Origin of the sequence: Lamprobacter sp., from assembly GCF_034860625.1 — a bacterium.
GTDB lineage: Bacteria > Pseudomonadota > Gammaproteobacteria > Chromatiales > Chromatiaceae > Lamprobacter.
Genome location: NZ_JAYESN010000075.1, coordinates 1 through 21,183 on the forward strand (window position 1 = coordinate 1; position 21,183 = coordinate 21,183).

Annotated in this window: 23 protein-coding genes; 8 read left to right on the forward strand and 15 right to left on the reverse strand. The window is 62.5% G+C overall.

What is annotated here, in order from left to right:
- Nucleotides 1-372 (reverse strand): hypothetical protein (locus VBE63_RS17210; RefSeq protein ID WP_323684252.1); only part of this gene is annotated, 372 nt, incomplete at its 3' end.
- Nucleotides 373-941: 569 nt separating this feature from the next.
- Between VBE63_RS17210 and VBE63_RS17215 the strand changes: the two genes are divergently transcribed.
- Entirely contained in the window at nucleotides 942-1,076 is a 135-nt protein-coding gene (locus tag VBE63_RS17215; RefSeq protein WP_323684253.1) for a hypothetical protein, read from the forward strand.
- 76 nt (nucleotides 1,077-1,152) lie between these two features.
- Here the strand turns inward: VBE63_RS17215 and VBE63_RS17220 are convergent, their stop codons facing one another.
- The 6 genes from VBE63_RS17220 to VBE63_RS17245 all read right to left on the reverse strand — a co-directional run bounded on the left by VBE63_RS17220 (nucleotide 1,153) and on the right by VBE63_RS17245 (nucleotide 5,264).
- Nucleotides 1,153-1,347 carry a CsbD family protein gene (locus VBE63_RS17220; protein WP_323684254.1) on the reverse strand — a complete coding sequence of 65 codons (195 nt, stop codon included), beginning with the start codon at nucleotides 1,345-1,347 and terminating at the stop codon, nucleotides 1,153-1,155.
- 581 nt (nucleotides 1,348-1,928) lie between these two features.
- Nucleotides 1,929-2,912, reverse strand: a complete 984-nt coding sequence (locus VBE63_RS17225) for a YihY/virulence factor BrkB family protein (RefSeq protein WP_323684255.1) — start codon at nucleotides 2,910-2,912, stop codon at nucleotides 1,929-1,931.
- Nucleotides 2,913-2,916: 4 nt separating this feature from the next.
- Entirely contained in the window at nucleotides 2,917-3,321 is a 405-nt protein-coding gene (locus tag VBE63_RS17230; RefSeq protein ID WP_323684256.1) for a DUF1523 family protein, read from the reverse strand.
- Nucleotides 3,322-3,447: 126 nt separating this feature from the next.
- On the reverse strand, nucleotides 3,448-3,585 hold the full coding sequence (locus tag VBE63_RS17235) for a DUF3096 domain-containing protein (RefSeq protein WP_323684257.1): 138 nt from the start codon (nucleotides 3,583-3,585) through the stop codon (nucleotides 3,448-3,450).
- 365 nt (nucleotides 3,586-3,950) lie between these two features.
- A complete protein-coding gene (locus tag VBE63_RS17240) occupies nucleotides 3,951-4,331 on the reverse strand; it encodes a hypothetical protein (RefSeq protein WP_323684258.1) in 381 nt (126 codons plus the stop codon).
- 195 nt (nucleotides 4,332-4,526) lie between these two features.
- On the reverse strand, nucleotides 4,527-5,264 hold the full coding sequence (locus tag VBE63_RS17245; protein ID WP_323684259.1) for a BON domain-containing protein: 738 nt from the start codon (nucleotides 5,262-5,264) through the stop codon (nucleotides 4,527-4,529).
- Between the two features lie 796 nt (nucleotides 5,265-6,060).
- Here VBE63_RS17245 and VBE63_RS17250 point away from each other — a divergent pair.
- The 3 genes from VBE63_RS17250 (at nucleotide 6,061) to VBE63_RS17260 (ending at nucleotide 8,162) form a co-directional block, all read left to right on the forward strand.
- Nucleotides 6,061-6,708, forward strand: coding sequence for a hypothetical protein (locus VBE63_RS17250; protein ID WP_323684260.1), 648 nt, complete (start codon nucleotides 6,061-6,063; stop codon nucleotides 6,706-6,708).
- 114 nt (nucleotides 6,709-6,822) lie between these two features.
- Nucleotides 6,823-7,284: a host attachment protein gene (locus VBE63_RS17255; RefSeq protein ID WP_323684261.1), complete on the forward strand. Its 462-nt coding sequence runs from the start codon at nucleotides 6,823-6,825 to the stop codon at nucleotides 7,282-7,284.
- A 530-nt stretch (nucleotides 7,285-7,814) separates the two neighbouring features.
- On the forward strand, nucleotides 7,815-8,162 hold the full coding sequence (locus VBE63_RS17260) for a hypothetical protein (RefSeq protein ID WP_323684262.1): 348 nt from the start codon (nucleotides 7,815-7,817) through the stop codon (nucleotides 8,160-8,162).
- Nucleotides 8,163-8,221: 59 nt separating this feature from the next.
- On the opposite strand, the gene VBE63_RS17265 is transcribed toward VBE63_RS17260, so the two are convergent.
- The 5 genes from VBE63_RS17265 to VBE63_RS17285 all read right to left on the reverse strand — a co-directional run bounded on the left by VBE63_RS17265 (nucleotide 8,222) and on the right by VBE63_RS17285 (nucleotide 13,239).
- The gene (locus tag VBE63_RS17265) at nucleotides 8,222-9,547 is read right to left on the reverse strand and encodes a DUF4010 domain-containing protein (protein WP_323684263.1); all 1,326 of its coding nucleotides are present in this window, start codon (nucleotides 9,545-9,547) and stop codon (nucleotides 8,222-8,224) included.
- 12 nt (nucleotides 9,548-9,559) lie between these two features.
- On the reverse strand, nucleotides 9,560-10,381 hold the full coding sequence (locus tag VBE63_RS17270; protein WP_323684264.1) for a DUF2189 domain-containing protein: 822 nt from the start codon (nucleotides 10,379-10,381) through the stop codon (nucleotides 9,560-9,562).
- 64 nt (nucleotides 10,382-10,445) lie between these two features.
- Nucleotides 10,446-10,883, reverse strand: coding sequence for a hypothetical protein (locus tag VBE63_RS17275; protein ID WP_323684265.1), 438 nt, complete (start codon nucleotides 10,881-10,883; stop codon nucleotides 10,446-10,448).
- Nucleotides 10,884-11,014: 131 nt separating this feature from the next.
- The gene (locus VBE63_RS17280) at nucleotides 11,015-12,520 is read right to left on the reverse strand and encodes a BCCT family transporter (protein ID WP_323684273.1); all 1,506 of its coding nucleotides are present in this window, start codon (nucleotides 12,518-12,520) and stop codon (nucleotides 11,015-11,017) included.
- 107 nt (nucleotides 12,521-12,627) lie between these two features.
- Nucleotides 12,628-13,239 (reverse strand): fasciclin domain-containing protein, encoded by a 612-nt coding sequence (locus tag VBE63_RS17285; protein WP_323684266.1) that lies wholly within the window; start codon nucleotides 13,237-13,239, stop codon nucleotides 12,628-12,630.
- Nucleotides 13,240-13,745: 506 nt separating this feature from the next.
- Between VBE63_RS17285 and VBE63_RS17290 the strand changes: the two genes are divergently transcribed.
- The 3 genes from VBE63_RS17290 to VBE63_RS17300 are packed head-to-tail and all read left to right on the forward strand — an operon-like array spanning nucleotide 13,746 to nucleotide 16,178.
- Nucleotides 13,746-15,137, forward strand: a complete 1,392-nt coding sequence (locus VBE63_RS17290; protein WP_323684267.1) for an MBL fold metallo-hydrolase — start codon at nucleotides 13,746-13,748, stop codon at nucleotides 15,135-15,137.
- Between the two features lie 12 nt (nucleotides 15,138-15,149).
- Entirely contained in the window at nucleotides 15,150-15,368 is a 219-nt protein-coding gene (locus VBE63_RS17295) for a DUF3330 domain-containing protein (RefSeq protein ID WP_323684268.1), read from the forward strand.
- 21 nt (nucleotides 15,369-15,389) lie between these two features.
- A complete protein-coding gene (locus VBE63_RS17300; RefSeq protein ID WP_323684269.1) occupies nucleotides 15,390-16,178 on the forward strand; it encodes a hypothetical protein in 789 nt (262 codons plus the stop codon).
- Between the two features lie 388 nt (nucleotides 16,179-16,566).
- Here the strand turns inward: VBE63_RS17300 and VBE63_RS17305 are convergent, their stop codons facing one another.
- The 3 genes from VBE63_RS17305 to VBE63_RS31460 all read right to left on the reverse strand — a co-directional run bounded on the left by VBE63_RS17305 (nucleotide 16,567) and on the right by VBE63_RS31460 (nucleotide 19,950).
- The gene (locus tag VBE63_RS17305; protein ID WP_323684270.1) at nucleotides 16,567-18,576 is read right to left on the reverse strand and encodes a copper-translocating P-type ATPase; all 2,010 of its coding nucleotides are present in this window, start codon (nucleotides 18,574-18,576) and stop codon (nucleotides 16,567-16,569) included.
- A gap of 118 nt (nucleotides 18,577-18,694) precedes the next feature.
- A complete protein-coding gene (locus tag VBE63_RS17310) occupies nucleotides 18,695-19,504 on the reverse strand; it encodes a family 1 encapsulin nanocompartment shell protein (protein WP_323684271.1) in 810 nt (269 codons plus the stop codon).
- On the reverse strand, nucleotides 19,501-19,950 hold the full coding sequence (locus tag VBE63_RS31460; RefSeq protein ID WP_416274577.1) for a ferritin: 450 nt from the start codon (nucleotides 19,948-19,950) through the stop codon (nucleotides 19,501-19,503). Before VBE63_RS31460 ends, VBE63_RS17310 begins: the two co-directional genes overlap by 4 nt.
- 517 nt (nucleotides 19,951-20,467) lie before the next feature.
- On the opposite strand from VBE63_RS31460, the gene VBE63_RS17320 reads away from it, so the two are divergent.
- Nucleotides 20,468-21,013 carry a cytochrome c3 family protein gene (locus VBE63_RS17320; RefSeq protein ID WP_323684272.1) on the forward strand — a complete coding sequence of 182 codons (546 nt, stop codon included), beginning with the start codon at nucleotides 20,468-20,470 and terminating at the stop codon, nucleotides 21,011-21,013.
- Nucleotides 21,014-21,183: the final 170 nt, after the last annotated feature.

The window sequence follows — 21,183 nt, forward strand, 5'->3', positions numbered from 1 at the left end:
ATAGCGGCGAGCTGGCAGCTTCTCCAAGGCCTCGGCCAGATCCTCGGGCAGAGTCGCAAACCAGTGCCGAAATGCGCTGTCTTCATGGTCGCGTTGAAACGGTAGCCACAGATCGCGGATGCAGGCGGCTTCAAGCAACCCCTCGGCATAGCGCAGGGTGGCGAAGCCCGAAGCCCAGTGACTGACCGCATGCAGGCACTCAATGCCGAGCAGTGGCGAGTAGTCGACGAGCAGAACGGCTGCGTCCGCATCCCAGGCATAGTGCAGCCGAGGGTGGTGCTCAGGACTGTCGCTGCGCTTGTGTCGGCGTTCGGCGAGCCAGGCTTGCAACGGTGCTTTGAGGGCGTGCGTCGATGTTGCGAGCTGTTCCATGCGTGTCAAAGGGCGGTCGATGTCAGTCCTCGGCAGTGCGTTGCTGGCGGCGATGGCGTCCGGAGCAGATCAGCGCCGAGGACAGGCAGCACATCCAGCGGACGACGCCTGTCAGTCTACTTAGGCGATTGCCGGAAAAGCTCGTACCGAATTGCGTAGGATTTTCGTTTGCCTTCAAGAATCGTTGTCGGGAGCATAGCCGGGCTATGTGACCGACAACGTGACGCAGAAGGCGAGCGAAAAGACAAGCAAGGCGGTATGAGATTTGACAGAAATCGCCTTACCCCTGGTCGCTGGCCGAGCAGGGACCGCGGAACTGTTCCGGCACGTTGGTGGGGCAGGCGCCGCAGTCCTCATTCCCCGGCGCGGCCAATTCGATCTTGCGCGTCATGATAGCCTGGTTGCTGGGATGCAGGGTCGCCGGCAGGTTGGCAGTCTGTGGACTGCTCGTGCGCTTTTTGAGGCGGAAAGGTCGGTAAACCTGGTTTCCTCATCTTCGGCGTCGATCACCCGAGGCCCGGTGCGCCTGCGCACTTGGTCGAGGACATGAACTGCTCGCGCAGGATCACATGAATCGGCTGATCAGCGAGACGACGCCGGATCTCGAGCATCAGCCGCCGCCGTACGCCGATGAAGCTGACTTCCACGGCGACTTTGGCGATAAGAATCCAGAGACGTCCAGCGGTGATGTGGAAGAGCCATGACAGGCTGCGGCGGCGGCTAGAGGCCGCCTCACTGACTGCGGGGGCGGTTAGGGGCCGCCCCTCTCGATCTTAGGCGTTAGGTCCACTGGTGCTCGTCGACCTGTCGCTCTGCTTCTTCTTTGGTGATGCCGTAACGTTCCTGGACCTTGCCGACCAGCTTATCCTTGTGACCTTCCACGGCCAGTAGATCATCGTCGGTCAGCTTCGCCCAGCGTGTTTTCGCCTGGCCTTGCACTTGATTCCACTTGCCTTTGATTTCATCCCAGTTCATCGGTTTCACCTCTTTGATCATGTCATTGGTAGGCCGGGTGCACTCGGCGCAGAAGGGATCTCCCCTCTCGCGAGTACAGTCATGGCCTCCATAGACTTCGCACGTCCTGTGCCAGTTGCAAAGCCGCCGGGTGCTTGTGACGCTCAGTGCCCGCCGGATCGCTCTGAAGCGATAGGCGCGGGCCACGGTTAAGGTTGGTACTTGCGATCAGCGTTGACGCTCGGGGTACCCGAGCCTGCAGCAAATCCCCCAGCGCTGGTTCAAATGAACCGAGCCAAGACAGCCCCAACACCCCTAAGTGAGTCCACTGAGCAGCGATGTGGTGCATCGCTGCGGCGGCTGGCCGCCCTCGCGAGAGGCAGATCCTTCCCTGTCAACGTCATTCAACCCGTTTCCGTGGCAGGCCAGCGATAAGTTGCTGGTAATCAGACAGCACCATCGCGAAGCCCGCTCGACCTGGCCCGCAAGGGCGCGCGTCTGGGTCATCAGCCGGCAGAAAGCCGACGATCGGCATCATCAACACTGGCGCATCAAAGCGCGACAAGCAGAGCCAGTCAATGCTCCCGTTGCGGCCGGTTGGATCACTCGCCCGGGAGGCGATCGGCGACCTCGGCACCGCGCTCTCCGCGCGGTCTTGCTTCGCCGATGGTGCTGTCGTAAAGCGTCTGGCGCTCGGTCTCGGCGTTGATCGAGGCGCCCACGATCACCGCAACCGCTGACAGGTACAGCCAGAGCAAAAGCACGATCACAGCGCCGAGTGAGCCATAGGTCGCATTGTAGGCGCCGAAATTGGCGACGTAGAACGAGAACAGCCCGGAGGCCGCGAGCCAGAGCACCCCGGCCACGAGCGAGCCAGGGGGCAGCCAGCGCCAGCGTGCGGCGCGCCGTGACGGCCCGTAACGGTAGAGCATCGCCAACGCGAACAGGCCCACCAGCGCCAACAGTGGCCAGCGCAGCCAGACCGCAAGCACTTCGGGCATGGTGCCAAGGCTCACCAGGTTGATGATGATCGGCACGGCGACAGTCGCAATGATGGCGACTGCAATGACCAACACGAGGAAGATCGTCAGGCCAAAGGCCATTAGGTTCAAGAGGAAGAAGTTCCGCTCCTCCTGCTCGTCGTAGGCGATGTTGAGCGCGATGATCAGGGCTCGGGTGCCGCGGGTGGCGCCCCAAAAGGACAACAGCACCGCTCCGGCGAGGCCGAAGCCCAGCGTCTGCTGGCGGCTGTCCGCAGCGCTCTCGAGCCGTGCGGAGATGAGGTCATGCACCTGCGCCGGAAGCAGGCCACCCAGGGCGTCGAACTGACTTTGAATTTGGCTGACGTCGAACACCAGGTCATAGATCGTCACCAGCGCTACGATGGCAGGGAAGAGCGCGAGCAGACTGTAGAAGCCAACGCCCGCGGCCACGAGTCCAAGATTCGCGTTGATGAAACGGTGCACAACACGCTGCGCGATCTGCCACCAGCCGTGGCCTGGAATGACCCAGGGCGATTCGGCGGCTCGGCCAGGTGCGGAGGCACTGGCTTGAGTGTCAGCTTCAGCTGTCTTAGCGGATGGCATTGGCTTATTGATGGACGGCAGCGTTTTCACTGGGCGCCTTTCGGCAGCGTTCCGGAGCGTCGATGGAGACGGCATTTGGGAACATGCTCAGCCAGGTGATACGGAGTCCATAGCCATTGATGTGCACCGCCTTCTCGGGGCACGCTTGGCCAACACGGCGGGCGATGGATTGTAGCCGTGCGGAGTCGAACTTGAAGTAAGGTGGCGTAAAGCCGGCGTCTTCGTTTCTGAAGATCAAGGTGTCGGCGGTGCCAGCCTCAACGGTTTCGATGCGATATTGGACGTCCCGGCCGTCGCCGGTGGCGCCGGTAATCTGTACCTCCCAGGATTTCGGTCCCCAACGAAGGTAAAGAAAGCCGACGACAACGACGAGGACGATAACAAGGCCGAGCTTCATGTTGTTCTTCATGGCGTTTGACTCCTTAGATTGTCGTTGCTATTGAGTTATCACTGCGATTGGATCAAAAGTGATGGGCCGAAAGCGACGGATTGACGGGATGGTCATTCGATTGCTCGTCCGGCCAAAGGGGGGCAGCTAGAAGCCACCGGCTAATCCGAGGATGCCGACGACGATCAGATAGATCGCCACGATGTAATTCAGGAATTTGGGTTGCACTAGGATCAGAATGCCGGCGACGAGGGCGAGGATTGGCTGCAAAGAGAGCTGGATCATGGCGATGTCTCCAGTGTCGATAAGATGAAACCGCGCCTGAGAACTCGACTTTGGCCATTTTGGCGTTCTCCCGGCGCGCTAACTATCTGAAAAGCCGAGAGTCCGAAAATTTGGAGGGGGTCGGGAAGCCTGAACCTCAAAAGTAGACCCCTCGCTAATTTTTCTCCACAGCGCAAGCCATTGTTTTTAAAAGGCTTGCGAGCCGGTAAAAATGGCGAAAGTCGAGCTGAGAAGCGGTAGTGCTCCAACGAGTCATCTTCGTCCTTGCAATTGGCAATCCAGGTCGCGCAGCCGTGAGCCTGCGCTCGTGATCGAGGGGCATGGCGTTGAACAGGCGGTGCAAATCAACCGTTGGCGGGGTCAAATCACCCGACAGGTGCCGATACGCTGAGTGCCTCTAACCAACGGGCTGTGAAGTGCTGGGCAACAGCGGGTAGATTCGCGATTACCCATGCCTCCATGTTCATCCTGATGACACCAATCGAGACCCCCAACCTGGCGAGCAGCGGCCAAAGGCGGCGACCTGGATAGACCCCGGCCGCGCGCCAGATCGCGCCGAAGATGAAGACGAACCAGATCAGCGAACCCAGATAGAGGCCCCAGAGCAGCGGTTGCGCCTCTGGTCCGGCGATGCCATAGGTTGCAAGTAAGAGCGCGACGAAGCTCATGTTGCCGCCGACCCCGAGAATCCAGTAGGTCACCCACAGTGGTAGCTGCCCAAGCCAGGCGGCGCGAATCCAGCGCATCACAATTGATCTCTCCGGCGCCCCATGACGCCATTGTCGGAATAGCCTAGGCGATGGCACGCAGGTTTCGTGCCCAATGATGCGAGACTGACGGTGCCCTCGCCTTTGCGCGCGCCGGACGAGTCCAGTTGCCAGCGCGACGACGACGCTGTACGGCAGAATCTGCATGCAGGCGGCACGCGCGCGTGCTCGAGCTCAGGTCAGCTCGCCCGAGATCTCGAGCTGGTTGTCGACGGAACGCACATGGGGTGCAAACCAGCACAGCGATTCGGCGAGCTGCCACTTCTTGTCGTCGCTCACGGTCCCGCTGAGGGTCAGTTCGCCGAGCCTGATCTCGACATGAATCGGTTGATCGCCAAGTCGTGGATGCTCACGCAACAGGGTGGTCGCCGCTTCAGCAATGGCTTCGTCCGGGTTCTCATTCAGCGGCTGATAGCTGATCAGATTACGCACGTCACGGCAGGCACCGGTTTCCCAGGCCACGCCTTCAGCCAGCGCTGCCAGCGACAGCTCAGGCACCCATCCGCCCAAGTGGATGATGCCAGCGCTCGCGATGACCCCGATCCAGGGCTGGGCGAGCGCTGGCGGGCGGTCGCCGGATTCCATCACACGAACCTCGGTGAGCAAGGGCTCAGCGCGCAGGGTACTGACCACCTCGGCAGCCAGCGTTTCATCCGACTCACGGATCGCCGGCTCGAGCGAGACGTCATCCTCGACGTCAGCCGTCGCTAGGGCTTCGCGTGCGAGTTGCGTGGCTTTGCGCCGTGCAGCAATCGAGGGAACCTCGCCAACAACGCGCCATTGGCAGGCCGGCTCGGTCTCGCGCGGAATGAGATGCAGTCGATCGGCCAGCTCGCCAATGTCCGGGTCATCGTGCCAGGCCTTGCGCACGGCTTCGATCTGTTCACTCTGGTGAGTCATCTGGTGGGTCATGAGGGGGCGCCTCCTTTTCGTTGCAAATTCGTTGCAAAGGATGGTCATGGGTTGAGGGTCCAGCTCAACTGGGTCCGTTCAACCTAGAAAGAGCAGTTGAACGGCCGTCAGGGTGCGTCCCGCGTGGTGTCCAGCAAGGCACAACGAGGCGGAATAGTCGTTCTATTCCAACGCGTTGTAACGCAGCTGGGCGCCGCGCGGGGCGTGCCCTGGCGGCCGTAGCGCCGTTCACCAGACGGGTGACTCTCCAATGCCTCCAGAGTACGAGCAAAATTAGACCCTTGCATGTGAGGCTAAGCGGTCAACTGCTCTTTCTAGGTTCAACAAGCGCTGGTTCAACAAGCACCGATCTAACATGCACAAGGCATTCCGGAATCGAATCATGAAGGAGCTGAACCGGTGATTGCGGTTCAATGAGGCATGATGCCAACGCAGTCCCAACGCTGAACGGGGCAAATCGACCGCGATTGGGTGAAATCGCAACCTGGTGCTGGAGTCGGGCATTGGGAGTCGGGCATTGCTGGTGAGGGGGATCGTCGCTCTCGTGACGCCGAGCGTTGGGAGCAAGGCGCAAGGCCACGGCCCCGGAAGCGCTTGGGCTCGGCGCCTGAGTTGGTTCCTTTGCGATTGCCTATGAAGACGGCTAGCGACGACTTGGCACCGCTGTTGCTGTGACTCCGGTGGGCAGGCCGATCGCGATTCGGCCGCCCGAGACAAGCTTGCGGGTGAGTCAGGGCGCCTAGGTTGGCGCTGACTGACTGGCCGTGATCAGTCGATTCAACCAATGGAGATTCCTATGCGATTCGAGACCAAGATGATGGCGAGCTCTGCACTGGCGCTGGCGTTGACAGGCGCGACGGCGGTCTGGGCTCAAGACCCGACGGCCGCCCCCGATGACAGCTGGATCAGTGTCAGCGGGACCGTCGAGAGCGTGACCAATGACGCCTTCGTGCTCGACTATGGCGAGGGACTGATGACCGTCGAGATGGATGACGGCGATCGCGATGCCGACGGCTATAAGCTGGTCAGTGGCGATAAGGTCACCGTCAACGGCCGCATTGACGATGATCTGTTCGAGGCGCGGACGCTCGAGGCCAGCAGCGTCTATGTCGAGAACATCGACACCTATTTCTACGCATCGGCCTTTGATGATGAGGCTATCAACGATGTCATCGTTACCGTCCAGACGCCGGTGGTGATCTCGGCGACAACGGTTCAGGGCACAGTGACCGAGGTCAGCTCCGAGGAGTTCGTCGTCGATACCGGTTTGCGCCAAGTGCGCGTCGAGGTCGAGGACATGGCCTATAACCCGCTTGACGACGAGGGCTATCAGAAGATTAAGGTCGGTGACCGAGTCAGTGTGACCGGTCAGATCGATGACGATCTCTTCGAGGGTCGCGAGCTGGTCGCCGATTCAGTGGTCACCCTGTCGAGCGGCAGCTGATCGGGCCCGGCTGCTTCGCTTGGCCACCTATCCGAGCGACTCGCCGAGCGACTCGAACAAGACAGGCCCGCGCTCGACACCTGTTGAGCGCGGGCGCTGATGTGGAGGTCTATTATGCCCAATTCTAAACTCTGGTTGATCGTCGCCGATGAAGGTCGTGCCGCGCTCTACGCGGCGGAGAGCCCGACCGGTCCGCTCACTGAGCTGCGCGATTTCATTGGCGCGGAAAACCGACTCTTGGACCAGGATCTGGTCACTGATCGCCCAGGTCGGGCGTTCGACTCGGGTGGGGAAGGACGCCACGCGCTTGAGCCGAGCACACAACCGGGCGAGGTCGAGGCCCAGCGCTTCGCCAAAAGGCTCACCGAGATCCTGGATCAGGCGAGAACTGAGCATCGCTTCGAGATGCTTGGGCTGGTGGCGCCGCCGGCCTTCCTCGGTCTGCTCCGCAAGAGTTTGTCGGATGAGGCGGCTCGCCAGGTTGTGCTCGAGATCGACAAAGATCTGACTCGCTATGATGCCGAGGGTGTTCGAGCCCATCTGCCAGAGCGGTTGTTCGAGACACCTCTGGCTTGATCCTCAACTCGCGCCGCGCGCGCGTCTTTGAGCCCCTGCCGCCAGAGCCTGGATCAGGCGCCAGCGCGCCGGTGATCCGGAACCCCGCCCACAGGGGCATCAGCGCAGCAAACCTTACGGCATCTTGGTCGTTGATGGTTGATGGCTTCAGCGACGGGGTTCTTCGCAAACCGCTCAAGCGCTCAAGCAGATCAGGCAGATTGCATACCAGTTATCGATGCGCGGTATCCGAGGGGTTTAAGTCCTGTGCGTTGGGTGGCCAGTGTCGGGGCCGCGGGCTAGCGGCTGAAAATCCGCAGAGTCCACCCTTTGCCTGCGGTATCGGTGCATTTGCCGAAACACGGGTTGCTTTGAGCCGGTTGCGTCTGTCGCCGATCTCGTCGGCTCCAGCCGAAGTCCTTGTGGGCGCGATCGATCAGGCGTTCATCAATCCTGGCGCATGACTTGCGTGATAGATGATCAGCTTCTGCTGGCGGTTCGCCACTGGGAGTTGTTCGATTTACAGACACTCTGACACTAGGAGGTTTCTGATGAAACGCTTAACCCCATTCTTTTCAATCTCTGTCGTCACTTCGATCATGCTGGCCGCTGGTAGCGCCTTCGCCGCGGAGCCGATCGGCGAGCAGGCCACCGAGAAGTACCAAGGACTTGCCGAAGACAACCCCGATCTGATCGATGACCGTGGCAACCGTCTGCAGCCGCAAGCCGATGATCCGAGCATGGCAGCGGACCCGGCTGGTGCGGAGGTCTATCCTGATGAGATCGTCGAGGGCAACGCACCGCTGACGCCGGATCTCGAGAACGAGCCGCCGCCGCACAGTGATGAAGCTGAAGTTTATGGCGACTTAGGCGATCAAAATCCGGACATTCAGCGCTGATGTGGCACATCGCTGATGTGCGCACGCCATGGCTGACACCGGCGAATGACCGCTTCTGGTCAGTGCCAATCAGCCATTGGCAGCGGCATGCGCGCGATCCACTGCGCGCTGTCGCAGCCGGACAGCACAATCGCGAACCCAGCGAGCAGGGCAGCGCTGAGCGATAGGCCGATGCGCCAAGCCAGTCGTGGGCCGGCGATCGTTGTGCAAAGCAGGGTCTTGAACAAGGCGTTGGTGGTCAAGGCAATGAGGATGGCAATCAGCGCCGTGCGTTGACCAATCTGTTCCAGCTCCATGCGGGCGATCGAGAGCGTGATCGCATTCAGGTCGGCGACACCGGAGACCGCGGCGACGCCGAGCAAGCCAGCGCTACCGAAGATCTCAGCACTGATACGCGCGACCAGCATGACCACCGCCAACAGCAGCCCGAAACGCAGCGCCTGGCCTAGGGCGAGGGGGTTGCTGACCTGTAGCGCGCCGGCCTCGAGCGGCGCTCCGCGGCGCAACCAGAACACCAGGGTTGGCACCAGGGTCAGCAAGGTCATGCCGATCAGGGGCGGCGCCAATGCGAGCGCCAGCGCGGGCTTCAGGAGCGCGACGATGACCAGGATGCGCGGAAACAGCGTGGTGTTGGCGATCAGGATGCCGGTCGCGATCAGGTTTGCCTGTGCGCGCTGACGACGTGCGATGCGTGCCATCTGCAGCGTCAGTGCGGTCGAGGAGGCGAGTCCGGCGAGGAGGCCGGTGAGCGCGACACCGGCATTGGCCCCGAACACCTTGATGGCGAAATAGCCGACATATGAGATCGTCGCGATCAAGACCACCAACCACCAGAGTTCATAGGGGTTGAGGGCATTGGCTGGTCCATAGCCTTGGTCTGGCAAGACCGGCAGCAGGACCACGGTGATCAACAACAGTTTGAGGGTCGCCTGTAGCTCGGCTTGCTCGAGCCGCGCCAGCCAGCGATGCAACTGCGGCTTGAAGCCGAGCAGGAGTGTTGCGATGACTGCGGCCGATGCGGCTTCGGTTTCATGACCTAGGGTCGAGAGTGCGGCCAGCGCAAATGCGAGCAGCTCGGCAATCAGCGTGGTGCTGCCGATTGCGTCCGTCTCGCGGGCATGAAACAGGTAGCTGCCGAGCGCGACCGCAGCTAGCGCCAGGAATAGGAAGCCGAGGACGATGGGCGTGAGCACTTGGGCCATCACGCCGCCAACACCGCCGAGCAGGCCGATCAGGCCAAAGGTCCGAACGCCAGCTAGCTTTTTGTGATCGTCGTCCTGCTCGCCGTGCCAGCCGCGCTCGAGGCCGAACAGCAGCCCGATCGTGAGCGCGACAGCGAGTTGGAGGAGGATCTGGTGCTCATCGCTTGAGACCAGGCCGGTCATGCCGCGGGCTCTTTAAATGTCCGTATCACGACCGCTTGCTTCTTTCGATTCCGGGATCAAGGTTTCGCGATAGGCATGCCAGCTGGCATAGCCGAGGATGGGGGTGACGATGATCAGGCCGACGAAATAGGTCAGAATACCGACTGTCGTCAATACCGCAATCAGAACCGCCCATAGGCTCATGGCTGGCCAGTTATCACCAACAGCCCGCCAGCTTGCGAGGGCCGCATTGATGGCATCGACTCGTTGATCGACCAACATCGGTAGCGACACCGCCGTGATCCGGAACACGAGCAACGCCAACACTAGCGCAATACCACCAAACACCAGCGCGAACGGCCAGCTCTGGCCGAACATCACCGGCAACGGGCGTACCTGCGAGTAGGTTGGCATCAACTCATGGAAGACTCCGCCGAACATCAGATTCGACAGCATGATCCAGTTGATGAAGACCAACAACAAGAACAGGCCCATCAGCGAGAGGCCCGAGGTATTGGCGGTGAGGATGCGCCGAATCGTCTCTGTCGGTTTTTCGCTCGAGGACTCACGGCGTTTCGCCATGGCCATCAATCCGACCGAAAGCATCGGGCTAAGGACCAGGAAGCCCCCGAAGATGAACGGCACGAAGTAGAAGCGGTTGACACCGAAGGTCAGTGAGACGAGCAGAAACGCCAGCGCTGCCATAGCGACGCCGTAAAGCAGGCCGGTGACGGGGGCCGCGATAAGGTCATCGAAGCCGCTTCGCAGCCACGAGAATGGTTGAGCCGTAGGCAAGCGCGGGATCGCAAAGCGGCGCTGCGGGATCTGGCTCGTGTCGAGGACATAGGTATTCATAATGGCTCCTCCGCTCCTAGTCACGGATGATGGGATGCTTTGAACGCTGACACACGTCTAGCGTCTAGCGATTGGCCTCTTCAGCGGTCGGTGGCGGGTCCTCGACGATCAGGTTCCACTCGGAGCGATCGATGACGCCGTCGTTATTGGTATCGAGTCGGCGCCAGTCGGTGCCGATGCGGGGGCTGGCATGGGCCTCGTTCGGCGTCAGCACACCGTCGCGATCCAGGTCGAGGTCGATGAAGGGACGGATCGGATCGATCTCATCTTCAAGGGGAGCGATACCAGTGAGAGGAGATGTTCTCTGGGGCATATCCCCCGTCTCCGGTTCATTTGCCTGGCGCTTCTCGCCCCCGGGCAGGGTATGTGCCGCGCTGCCCTCGGTGAGGATAGCGTCGTCTTCGGCTGCTGAATCAGCGAGAACAGGGGTTACGAGGCTCAGCGCAGCCAGGGCCGACACGGCGGCAGCAAGATGGAGGTCGACGGTCTTATTGTGGGTCATTCAATGTCTCCTCATGGGCTTTGAGTCGGTTTGCGCGTCGGACTCTACCTCATCATAGGCAAAGGCTATGCCGATGCGATCAGGCGGTGAGCCCGCACTGGAGATTGGTTGGTCGCGCAGGGACTGGCGCGTCAGTCGCGCAGGGCCTTGCGCGAGGGGATGCCGGCGACTTGCTCGTCAGCCCGCAGCGCCTTCAACAGGCCCCAGCAGGCGATCAACAAGAACAGAGTCATCGGCAGCCCGGAGGTCAGCGACGCAGTGCGCAGCGCCTGTAGCCCGCCTGAGAGCAGCAATGTCGCGGCAACGGTGCCCTCGGCAACGGCCCAAAAGATCCGCTGTGCCTTCGGTGGATGCGGATGGCCACCCGAGGTCACCATATCGTCGACCAGCGAGCCGGAGTCGGACGAGGTGACGAAGAACACCACGACCATCAGCGTCGCAAGGATCGATGTGAAGGTTTGCAATGGCAGCTGGTCGAGCATGGCGTAGAGACCCGCGCTGGCGTTCTGCTGCACCACAGCCTCGATGCCACTGTCCCCGAGCACGCTACCGTGCAGCGCGGTGCCGCCGAACACCGTCAGCCACAAGAAGGTGATCAGCACCGGCACGAAGAGCACGGCCAGGATGAACTCGCCGATCGTGCGTCCACGCGAGATCCGGGCGACGAAGACGCCGACAAATGGCGACCAGGAGATCCACCAGCTCCAGTAGAACAGCGTCCAATCGAATTGCCATTGGCTATCCGGTCGCAGATCGAGCCACAGGCTCTGACTGACGAACTGCTGCAGGTAGGCGCCAAACGCCGAGATGAACAGCTGGATCAGATAGACCGTCGGCCCCGCGACGAGCACGAACAGGAGCAGCACGCCAGCCAGGCCGATGTTGAAGCGTGACAGCAGCCGGATACCATGCTGCACGCCGCTGACGACCGAGATCGTCGCAATGACGGTGATCACCGCGATGATCACCACCTGTATCGATTCGGCCTGGGGGACGCCCCAGAGCCGACCCAGTCCGGCGTTGATCTGTATCGCCCCGAGGCCGAGCGAGGTCGCAACGCCAAACAGGGTGCCGACGGTGGCCAGGATGTCGACGGCATGGCCGATCGGCCCAAAGATGCGCTTGCCGATCAGCGGATACAGCAACGAGCGCGGCGCCAGCGGAAGCTCATGGCGAAAGTGAAAGTAGGCGATCGAGAGCCCAAAGACGATATAGATGGCCCAGGGATGGAAGCCCCAGTGGAAGAAGCTCAGGCGCAGTGCCTCGCGGACCGGGCCACCTTCTGCAGTCGCGGCGAAGGGCGGGTCGCTCCAGTGCATCACCGGCTCGGCCACACCCCAGAACACCAGCCCAGTGCCCATGCCGGCACTGAACATCATCGCGAACCAGGATAGGTAGCTCAGCTCAGGCTCGCTGTCCTGGCCGCCGAGCCGAATATGGCGATAGGGACTGACCAGCAGCCCGAGCACGAAGACCAGCAGTGCGGTCGCGCCAAGGACATAGAACCAGCCGAGGTTGGTCAAGATGGCCGACTGCAGTGCGGCAAAGGCCTGTTGCGCAGCTTGCGGCCAGCCGACACCGAGCGTGACGAAGCCGATGACCACCGCCGCCGAGCCGAGGAAGACGGTCGGCTGCATGGTCGACAAGATGCGCGAGAGTTTAGACACACTATTCTCAGTTGGGTGCGCTCAGTAGAGAGAAAGGCGGGATGCGGGGCGCCGGAGCGCCCCTTATCTCGGTCGGGTTATAGAATCACGCGGTTGATGACATGCACGACGCCATTGCCGGCAACTAGGTTGCTCAAGATGATCTCGGCACCGGCGACACTCAACTGCGCCCCGGGCGCAGCGAGCTCAAGCATTTTGCCCGACAGGGTCTCGGTTTGGTCGGCCTGCAGCAGATCGGTGATACCGATGCGTGCGCGCACGACGTGATTGCTGACCAGGTTGATTAATGCTTGTCGATCTTGCATCAGCCTTTGGCGTTGATCCTCTGAAAGCGCATCGAAGGCGGAGTTGGTCGGCACGAAGAGGGTGAATGGACCGTCTTCCTTGAGCACGTCGACCATACCCGCCTGCTCGATGGCTTGTTCGAAGGTGCTGAAGAGCGCCGCATCCTGGGTGATATCGAGCACCGTCATGTCGGCAGCGGCGCCGCTCGCCTCTGCCAGCTCAAAGGATGAGAACGGACCTGGCGCATCGTAGTTGCGGTCGCCGGCTTCGGCGCGTGCGATGGTTTCTTCGTCGGCGTACTTGCTGCCTAGAGTCAGGGCCGTGAGCGGTCCGAGCGCGATCAAGAGCCCAAAAAAGATGGTCCAACGCTGCTGAGTCAGGAAGGTTGGCTGTTGTTCACTCATGAGAAGAATCCTCTTGTTTGGGGAGTTAAGCGGCATGAGCATTGATCCGACGCCTTTCGGCTTCGGTTAGTTGAACGATGGCGCCGGAGCCAGCCCGTCCGCGAGTTGGGAGTTATTGAGGGTATGCAGCGGCCATGCCAGATGCATTGTCCGGGGAGGAAGCGATGCTTTGGTTCAGATCGGCGTGGCCAAGCTGGGGGATTTGCCCTAGTCATTGGTTTATAGAGACCGCAAGGGTGATCTACTGAGGGCGAGCGAGTTCTTAGATATCCCAGGAGAGCGAATCCAGTGCCCCGCAGATCGAACGCAGCGATAAGCCGAATGAGCGGCCCGATGATTCCCTATGGCCTGTGCGCTGTGTCACGGTGACTGGTGTCACTGTGACTGGTGTTGGGCCGGTCAGTGATTGCTGAGCGGGGGAGATCAGCTGGCGGCTTCTGGGACTGGCGTGGCGTTTGCAGTCGACATCGGGAACGACCCGTTTCCCCGTATCGAGGAGTGCTTCGATGTTCTTCAAACAGTTTTATCTGCCGAGTCTCGGCCATGCCTCCTACCTGGTGGGCTCCGAGGAGTCGGGAGAGGCCTTGGTGCTCGATGTGCGCCGCGATGTCGAGACCTATTTCGCCGAGGCGCGCGAGCAGGGGATGCGCATCCGCTACGCCTGCGATACCCACCAGCATAATGATTATCTGAGCGGCATCTGTGAGCTACCCGAGCGTGGCGAGGTTCAGCTGCTTGCGGGTGCCCGTGCCGAGGTCGGCTATCCGGTGCGTGCGATGGACGACGGCGAGACGCTCGAGATGGGCGAGGTGCGCTTCGAGCTGATGCACACGCCCGGGCACACGCCGGAGCACATCAGTCTCTTAGTCACCGACCGCTCGCGTGGCGACGAGCCAGCGATCCTGTTCTCGGGCGGGGCGCTGTTGGTCGGCGATCTGGCGCGGCCAGACCTGCTGGGCGGTGAGGAGGAGACGCGCAAGGGCGCCGAAGCCTTCTGCGAGACGCTGCAGCACAAGATCCTGCCGCTCCCGGATTTCGTCGAGGTGTTCCCGACCCATGTCTCCGGCTCGCTTTGCGGCGGCAATATCGGCAGCCGTCTGTCGACCACGATCGGCTATGAACGGCGCCTGAATCAGGTGCTGAGCAGCCTGTCGTCGAGTGACGAATTCGTGCGCCAGTGCATGGACCTGACCGATCTGCCCGCAGTCCCCCCGTATTGGCCACGGATGCGCAAGCTCAATACCGAGGGCCCGCCGCTGCTCGGCGTGCTAGCCGATCCACCGCCGCTCGGCATCGAGGAGTTCGAGAAGGCGCGCGACGAGGGTGCTCTGATCGTCGACTGCCGGAGCCCAGAGGCCTTTTCGGCCCACATTCCGGGCGCGATCAACGTTGGCATCGGCAACAGCTTTGCAACCTGGGCTGGTAGCGTGCTGCCGCCGGATCAGGATCTGATCCTGGTGCTCGACCGCGCCGGGGACCTCTGGGAGGTCTGCTGGCAGCTGTTACGGATCGGCTATCCGCTGCCGCGCGGCTGGCTCGGCGGCGGCATGTTCGCCTGGCGCACCGCCGGCAAGCCGATCGACGTCTTGCCGCAGTGGACGGTGCATCAGCTTCGCCGAGCGCTCGATCAAGACCGCGATCTGGTCGTGCTCGATGTGCGCCAGCCGGCGGAGTGGAGCGCTGGTCACATCCCGCAAGCGCGGCACATCACCGGCGCCGAACTCGCCAAGCGCGCCGACGAGCTGCCCAAGGATCGGCCCATCGCAGCGATCTGCGGCAGCGGTTACCGCTCATCGGTCGCCGCCAGCCTGCTCAAGACCCGCGGTCATCGCGAGGTCTACAACGTCCTTGGCGGCATGACCGGCTGGGAGGCCGAGGGCTTCCACACAGCAACCTAAGCGAGGGCCGCGATGGCAGCCAACGATGATAAGACAGGTCAGCAAAGCGACTGGCCAAACACACTCCACTGCGAGCAGTGTCAGCAGGAGATACCGCCTGATGAGGCACTGCATCCCGAGGGGCAGGACTACACCCTGGCCTTCTGCTCGCCCGCCTGCCACGCGCTCTGGCGCGATGAGCAAACCGAGCCGGTGGTCTCGCACCACCGTCAGCGCAGTGGGCGAGACTAACTCAACGCGAAGGAGCACTCGATGAATCAACGTTTTCTTGCAGTGAGTCATCTCTTCGGCACGCGCTTGCGCACCACCGATGGGATGACCGCGGGCCTGCGCGATGTCCTGCTCGATACCGATCAATGGATCATCCGTCTGTTGACCGTCGAGGCCGAAGCCTGGGCGCCGGAGCGCGAGCTGCTGATCGCCCCGCGCATGGTGACCGGCTACGACGAGGCACGCGCTGAGCTTGACCTGGATGCCGATGCCGAGACGCTGCGCTCCAGTCCCGCGATGGTGGCCGAGGACGGCCTTGCCGGTCTCGGCGACGAAGACGCCTTGCCACCCGACTGGGCGGCGCATTGGCGCGCCGAGATCGATCCCGAAGCGGGTGTTGACCCGCCGCCCCCTCCAGCCGATGAGCTCGAGTCCGAGGTCGCGGCCGACTTAGGCGTCGAGACCGATCTGTCGGCGGATGATGTGCTGCGGGCCGAGACCCTGCTCGGTTGGGCCGCCGAGACCGCTGACGGTGTGGCCTTGAGCATCAACGATCTGGTCTTTGATGACCGAGATTGGGCCTTGGCTTATGTAGACGTCAGTATCGGTTCTTTGAACGCCAACGTTCAGGGTGCGTCTGCTGCGAGCGGTCACGGTCACGCAAAGGAACAGCCCTGCCTAGTGCCACGACAGTCGATCGATTGGCTCGACCGTGCCGGGGAGACCCTACACCTGGCGGTCTGGGCGCAGGAGCTGCGCACAGCCCCGCAGAGGCCGAGCCCCGTCGTTTTCGACGAGCGCGCCGAGGTCCGCGTCTACGAGCCGGCCTGAGACCGAGCATGGAGGTTACGCATGCGTTATCCGAAATCTGAGCAGCGCTGGAGAAAGATGCCTTGGTGGCAGAAGGCTGCTGTGTGCTGCTCCCAGCCGACGTTGTTCTATAGTCTGATGTTTGCCTTCGTAGGGCTCCTGTTCCTGCTTGGCGCCTTCTATCTCGACCCCGACATGTGGACCGTGGGGTTGATCCTGATCCTGGTCTCGGCGCTCATGCTTGATCACCTACCTGGTCCTCGCCTATCGTGCCTTCGGGCGAGCAGGTCGCGATGACCAAGCCGCCGACATCAATCATGTGAATCGGGATTGATGGCGCTGCGCCCGAGCAAGGGCCGAAAGAGAACCCTTGATCGGCGCTTGAGCGGTCTCGCTGACCGACGTTGATTCATGCCTTGGAGGGTTTAAAACGCCCGAGCAGCTTGGCATTGATGGCGACGATGACGGTGGACAGTGACATCAAGGCGGCGCCGACGGCAGGGCTCAACAGGATGCCGAAGCCGTAGCCAACACCGGCTGCGAGCGGGATGGCAACGGCGTTATAGCCCGTCGCCCAAAACAGATTCTGGATCATCTTGCCGTAGGTGGCCCGCGAGAGCGCGATCACATCGGCAACACTGCGCGGATCGGACTCGACCAACACGATATCAGCGGACTCGACCGCCACATCAGTCCCGGCGCCAATGGCGATCCCAAGATCGGCCTGCACCAGCGCCGGGGCATCGTTGACGCCATCACCGACCATCGCGACGATGCGCCCGTCGCGCTGGACCGCTTCGATGCGCTTGGCCTTTTCGTTTGGCAACACCTCGGCGAAGTACGCGCTCAGGCCCAGTTCATCAGCGACGGATTTGGCCACGGCCTCGGCATCACCGGTCAGCATCAGGCAGTCGATGCCCATCGCCTGGAGACGCCTGATGGCCTCGCGTGATTCCTCCCTGATCAGATCAGCCAGCGCGATGGCGCCGAGCGGTCGTTGATCCTCCAGCACATACACTAGCGTCTTGCCGCCCTCACGCAGCTCGGCCACCGCGTCCTCATCGACCGAGATCGCCTGCTCGCGCAGGTAACCGGGACTGACCACACGGATCAGGCGACCCTCGACCTCGGCCTTGGCGCCGCGGCCGGAGAGATTCTCGAACGCGGCGGCCTCAGGGATCTGCAGCCCTTTCTCCTGCGCGGCCTCGACGATGCCCTGGGCGATGGGATGCTCGGAGTGCGCTTCCAGGCCAGCGGCCAGATGCAGCAGCGCATCCTCGTCCAGCTCGCCGAAGCTCTGGAATCCCTGGACGCCGAAGCGCCCGGCGGTCAGGGTGCCGGTCTTGTCGAAGACGATGGCGTCGAGCTTGCGTGCACGCTCAAAGCCCGCGCGCTCGCGAATCAGCAGACCCCGCCCGGCGGCGAGGCTGGTGCTGACCGCGACCACCAGCGGCACCGCAAGGCCGAGCGCATGCGGGCAGGTGATGACCATCACGGTCACCATGCGCTCAAGCGCGAAGTCGAACGCCCGACCGACGAAGAGCCAAGTACCCAACGTGATCACGCCCGCCGAGAGGGCGATGTAGGTCAGCCAAGCGGCGGCACGATCGGCCAGGTTCTGCGCCCGTGAGCGCGACGCCTGCGCCTGGCGCACCGTCTCGACCACCTGCGACAGGTAGGTATCGGCGCCGGTCTTCTGCACCTCCAGCGTGATGCTGCCCTCACCATTGATGGCACCGCCGACGGCCTGGTCGCCGTCGCCCTTCTCGACCGGGCGGGACTCGCCGGTGAGCATGGACTCATTCAGGCTGGTCTTGCCTTCGACGATGGTGCCGTCGACCGGCACCTTCTCGCCGGGGCGCACCCGCACGCGGTCTCCTTTGCGCAGCTCACTGACCGGCACCTCCTTGACCTTGCCGTTCTCGTCGAGGCGCAGCGCCTGGTCGGGCATCATCTGCACCAGACTCTCGAGCGCGCTCGAGGCACCCATCACCGACCTCATCTCGATCCAATGACCGAGCAGCATCACGTCGACCAGGGTCGCGAGCTCCCAGAAGAACACCTTGCCGTCGAGTCCGAGCACCACCGCGGCTGAATAGCCATAGGCTACGCTGATCGCCAGGGCGATCAGCGTCATCATGCCGGGCGCGCCGGCACGCAGCTCGGACAGCAGGCCGCTCAGGAACGGCCAGCCTCCGTAGAGGAACACCGCGGTGGACAGGGCGAGCAGGGCATAGTGGTCGCCCGCAAAGGCGAGCACCTCGGTCAGCCCCAGGAACGACTGGATCAGCGGCGACAGCAGCAGGATCGGCACCGTCAACAGGACCGAGATCCAGAACCGCCGGCGGAAGTCGGCGATCATGGCGCCGTGGTCGTGATGCGCGTGCTGATCCTGGCCTGCGTGCTCGTGTTCACTCATCGGGTGCCCCCATGAAGTCTGTTCCTCGGGCCGACCGAGACGGAGCCCCTAAGGAGCCTTCGTTAGACTCCGCTTCGGGACCCCGGTCGCTCGTGTGCAGGATCGGGTGCGGGATTGATTAGCCGTTGTCTTCCAGCGTGCAGATCGCTGCGGGATCATCGAGCAGAAAGACCAGGCTCTCGGAGATGAACAGCTTCAGATGAATGCCATCGCTGGCGGCGAAGCCAACACGCAGATCCTGACCGATCTTGAGTTCGCCGACACGCGGGTCGACCAAAACCGCACCGTCGATGGCGGCTTTATAGACGCCGGCCTCGCACAGGCGTCGCAGATGATCGACCTGCAGCATGTCGCCACATTGATAGCGGCGGAACAGGGCGTTGTAGCGGGCCGGCGACAGGGCGAGGGCGTAGGGACCGCTGAAGCCGTTCGCATCCAGCTTGTTGACCGCGTTCAGCACATCATCGAGCGCCTGCTCGACCTGGCTCCAATCGCCGCAAGGCGAAGTTGCACGACCACTGGCGGTCAGCAGGCCTTCCAAGCCAAGCTCTGGCACACCGTTATAGATGACCTGCTCTTCTCGGCGGGCGACGGCTTCCGCCGCATCCTCCGCCGCACGCAGGTCGAGCGGTAGGCCGAGCCCGAGGTGTCCCTCGACCCGTCGACGGCTGAGGCTGAACGACCGTTGCAGGAGTGGAACCGGCAGTGCGCGGCTGCCGATGGTGGTGGCCAGCTCATCGCCACCATCCTCGGCAATGGTTTCCGAACCCGCCTCGAGGCTGGTGAGCCCGAGGCCATAGGGGCCGTCGAGATCCAGGAAGCGGCGCCCGGTGAGGACATCGCTTGCGGCCTCGAGTGCGCTCTCATCGATGCGCTCCCAGATGGTTTCTGGGAGGCCTGCGGCCTCGCGATTCAGATAGCTCATCATGCCACCTCCCGGTCCTGTTGTTTGAGACTGCCCAGGGTCAGGCCTCGCTGCGGGGGTGTCACCGACGGGGCTGCGGCATCCGCTGAGGCTGCGCCCGGTGACGTTTGCGCATGCTCGGGCGCGGTGGTGTCAGTCCCGCTGGTGGCCGCTTCCTCGGCTTCGATGATCGGGACATCGGTGAAGAGGTAGGTGCGCAGATGTTCATCGAACGTGGCATCGCGGCGGCGCAGCCATTCCAAGACCATCGCGCCGTGCTCGATCTCTTCGCGCATGTTGTGCAACAGGACCTCGCGCAGCTCACCGTCGCGGCAGGCCTCAGCGCGCTGGCGATACCAGTCCACGGCTTCGAGCTCCTCTTGGAGTGAGACCAGCGCACGATGCACATCACGGGTCAGCGCACTCAGCTCGGACGCCTCTTCATGGAGGCCTTGGGAGGAATCGGCCATTGGGGTTGGGCTCCTTGGTTGATGGGTCTAAGGGGATGGATCAAAGGTGATCGATCAAGCGGCGAGTTTGAGCGCCATCCGCCAGAGCGATGAGACACCGATCTGGCATGCGGCGCGCCCTTGCTGCTGCAAGGTCGATGCCGATGTGTCTCAGCAACCGCTCAGCGCAGCTCAGCGAGCCTCATGCGGGCGCCAAAGGGGGCCGGCTCATCGCGCCATGGCGACTGGGGTTGGGGCATGTCAACCAGCGATCGGGCCATTTCAACCAGTGTCAGGCTGGCACCCGCCAGCAAGCCGGCAACCGATTCGCGTGACTCAGGCGGCCTATCGCTGTCAGCCCGCGCTGGCGGAGAGATCGCACGGCCTGAGGCTCAGCACCCGGGGGCTGGCATGCGCGGTGCTTCAGGCTGAGAGCCTGTCGATAGAGCGTGGCGATGCAGTGACGGGCCCGATGGTCACCTTGATCAGAGGAGAAGACCGTTAGCAGAAGACCGCCGGTCGCAGGAGGGTAGAGCGCGTGAAGAAGGCATTGCTGGTCAGCGTGCTGGTCATGGTCGTCGTGCCCTTGGGCGTGATGGCCTCCTGGATGCTCACCGAAGCGTCGCTGAAGGCGACCTCGGGCCCGGCGTTCTGCACGACCTGCCATACCATGGCGCCTTTTGCCCGGACCTTTCGCGACGATGTGCACGGAGGCAACAACCCCCGCGGCCTCGCGGCGCAATGCACCGACTGCCACCTGCGCCACGATAACGTTGCAAGCTATCTCTGGACCAAGGCGCGCTTCGGTCTTCACGATCTGTGGGCGCAGTTTACGTACGACCTTGACGCCATCGACTGGCAGGCCGGCCTCGCGCACCGAGAACACTATGTCTTCGACTCCGGCTGTCTGATGTGTCATCGCGAGCTCGAGGACGCGCGCGGCAACAACCCCGCCTTCGTCGCCCATCGCCCGTATTTCCTCGGTGAAATCGAGAAGAAGTGCGTGAGCTGCCACGCCCAGGTCGGGCACCGGGAGCTTGCCGCGGCCCTGGCGCCATCCACCAACAGAGGAGACTCCCCATGAACCGATGGACAACGCTTGCGCTAAGCTTGGCGTTCCTCGCCGGGCCTGCTGCCGCTCAAGACAACGCAACGGAGACACTTGGCGACCTCAGCCACGTGCAGTCGATCGTCATCGACCGCGGTGTCACCACGCTCAGCAAGAGCTGCATCGAGTGCCACAAACAGGATAAC

What these genes read in the sequence shown, in the direction of transcription:
- VBE63_RS17275 (WP_323684265.1), bottom strand. Translation starts at nt 10,883, where the DNA reads ATGACCCACAATAAGACCGTCGACCTCCATCTTGCTGCCGCCGTGTCG.
- VBE63_RS17280 (WP_323684273.1), bottom strand. Translation starts at nt 12,520, where the DNA reads ATGCAGCCGACCGTCTTCCTCGGCTCGGCGGCGGTGGTCATCGGCTTC.
- VBE63_RS31460 (WP_416274577.1), bottom strand. Translation starts at nt 19,950, where the DNA reads ATGGCCGATTCCTCCCAAGGCCTCCATGAAGAGGCGTCCGAGCTGAGT.
- VBE63_RS17305 (WP_323684270.1), bottom strand. Translation starts at nt 18,576, where the DNA reads ATGAGTGAACACGAGCACGCAGGCCAGGATCAGCACGCGCATCACGAC.
- VBE63_RS17265 (WP_323684263.1), bottom strand. Translation starts at nt 9,547, where the DNA reads ATGACCGGCCTGGTCTCAAGCGATGAGCACCAGATCCTCCTCCAACTC.
- VBE63_RS17240 (WP_323684258.1), bottom strand. Translation starts at nt 4,331, where the DNA reads ATGCGCTGGATTCGCGCCGCCTGGCTTGGGCAGCTACCACTGTGGGTG.
- VBE63_RS17310 (WP_323684271.1), bottom strand. Translation starts at nt 19,504, where the DNA reads ATGATGAGCTATCTGAATCGCGAGGCCGCAGGCCTCCCAGAAACCATC.
- VBE63_RS17285 (WP_323684266.1), bottom strand. Translation starts at nt 13,239, where the DNA reads ATGAGTGAACAACAGCCAACCTTCCTGACTCAGCAGCGTTGGACCATC.
- VBE63_RS17270 (WP_323684264.1), bottom strand. Translation starts at nt 10,381, where the DNA reads ATGAATACCTATGTCCTCGACACGAGCCAGATCCCGCAGCGCCGCTTT.
- VBE63_RS17295 (WP_323684268.1), top strand. Translation starts at nt 15,150, where the DNA reads ATGGCAGCCAACGATGATAAGACAGGTCAGCAAAGCGACTGGCCAAAC.
- VBE63_RS17245 (WP_323684259.1), bottom strand. Translation starts at nt 5,264, where the DNA reads ATGACCCACCAGATGACTCACCAGAGTGAACAGATCGAAGCCGTGCGC.
- VBE63_RS17230 (WP_323684256.1), bottom strand. Translation starts at nt 3,321, where the DNA reads ATGAAGAACAACATGAAGCTCGGCCTTGTTATCGTCCTCGTCGTTGTC.
- VBE63_RS17260 (WP_323684262.1), top strand. Translation starts at nt 7,815, where the DNA reads ATGAAACGCTTAACCCCATTCTTTTCAATCTCTGTCGTCACTTCGATC.
- VBE63_RS17290 (WP_323684267.1), top strand. Translation starts at nt 13,746, where the DNA reads ATGTTCTTCAAACAGTTTTATCTGCCGAGTCTCGGCCATGCCTCCTAC.
- VBE63_RS17300 (WP_323684269.1), top strand. Translation starts at nt 15,390, where the DNA reads ATGAATCAACGTTTTCTTGCAGTGAGTCATCTCTTCGGCACGCGCTTG.
- VBE63_RS17255 (WP_323684261.1), top strand. Translation starts at nt 6,823, where the DNA reads ATGCCCAATTCTAAACTCTGGTTGATCGTCGCCGATGAAGGTCGTGCC.
- VBE63_RS17250 (WP_323684260.1), top strand. Translation starts at nt 6,061, where the DNA reads ATGCGATTCGAGACCAAGATGATGGCGAGCTCTGCACTGGCGCTGGCG.
- VBE63_RS17225 (WP_323684255.1), bottom strand. Translation starts at nt 2,912, where the DNA reads ATGCCATCCGCTAAGACAGCTGAAGCTGACACTCAAGCCAGTGCCTCC.
- VBE63_RS17235 (WP_323684257.1), bottom strand. Translation starts at nt 3,585, where the DNA reads ATGATCCAGCTCTCTTTGCAGCCAATCCTCGCCCTCGTCGCCGGCATT.
- VBE63_RS17220 (WP_323684254.1), bottom strand. Translation starts at nt 1,347, where the DNA reads ATGAACTGGGATGAAATCAAAGGCAAGTGGAATCAAGTGCAAGGCCAG.
- VBE63_RS17215 (WP_323684253.1), top strand. Translation starts at nt 942, where the DNA reads ATGAATCGGCTGATCAGCGAGACGACGCCGGATCTCGAGCATCAGCCG.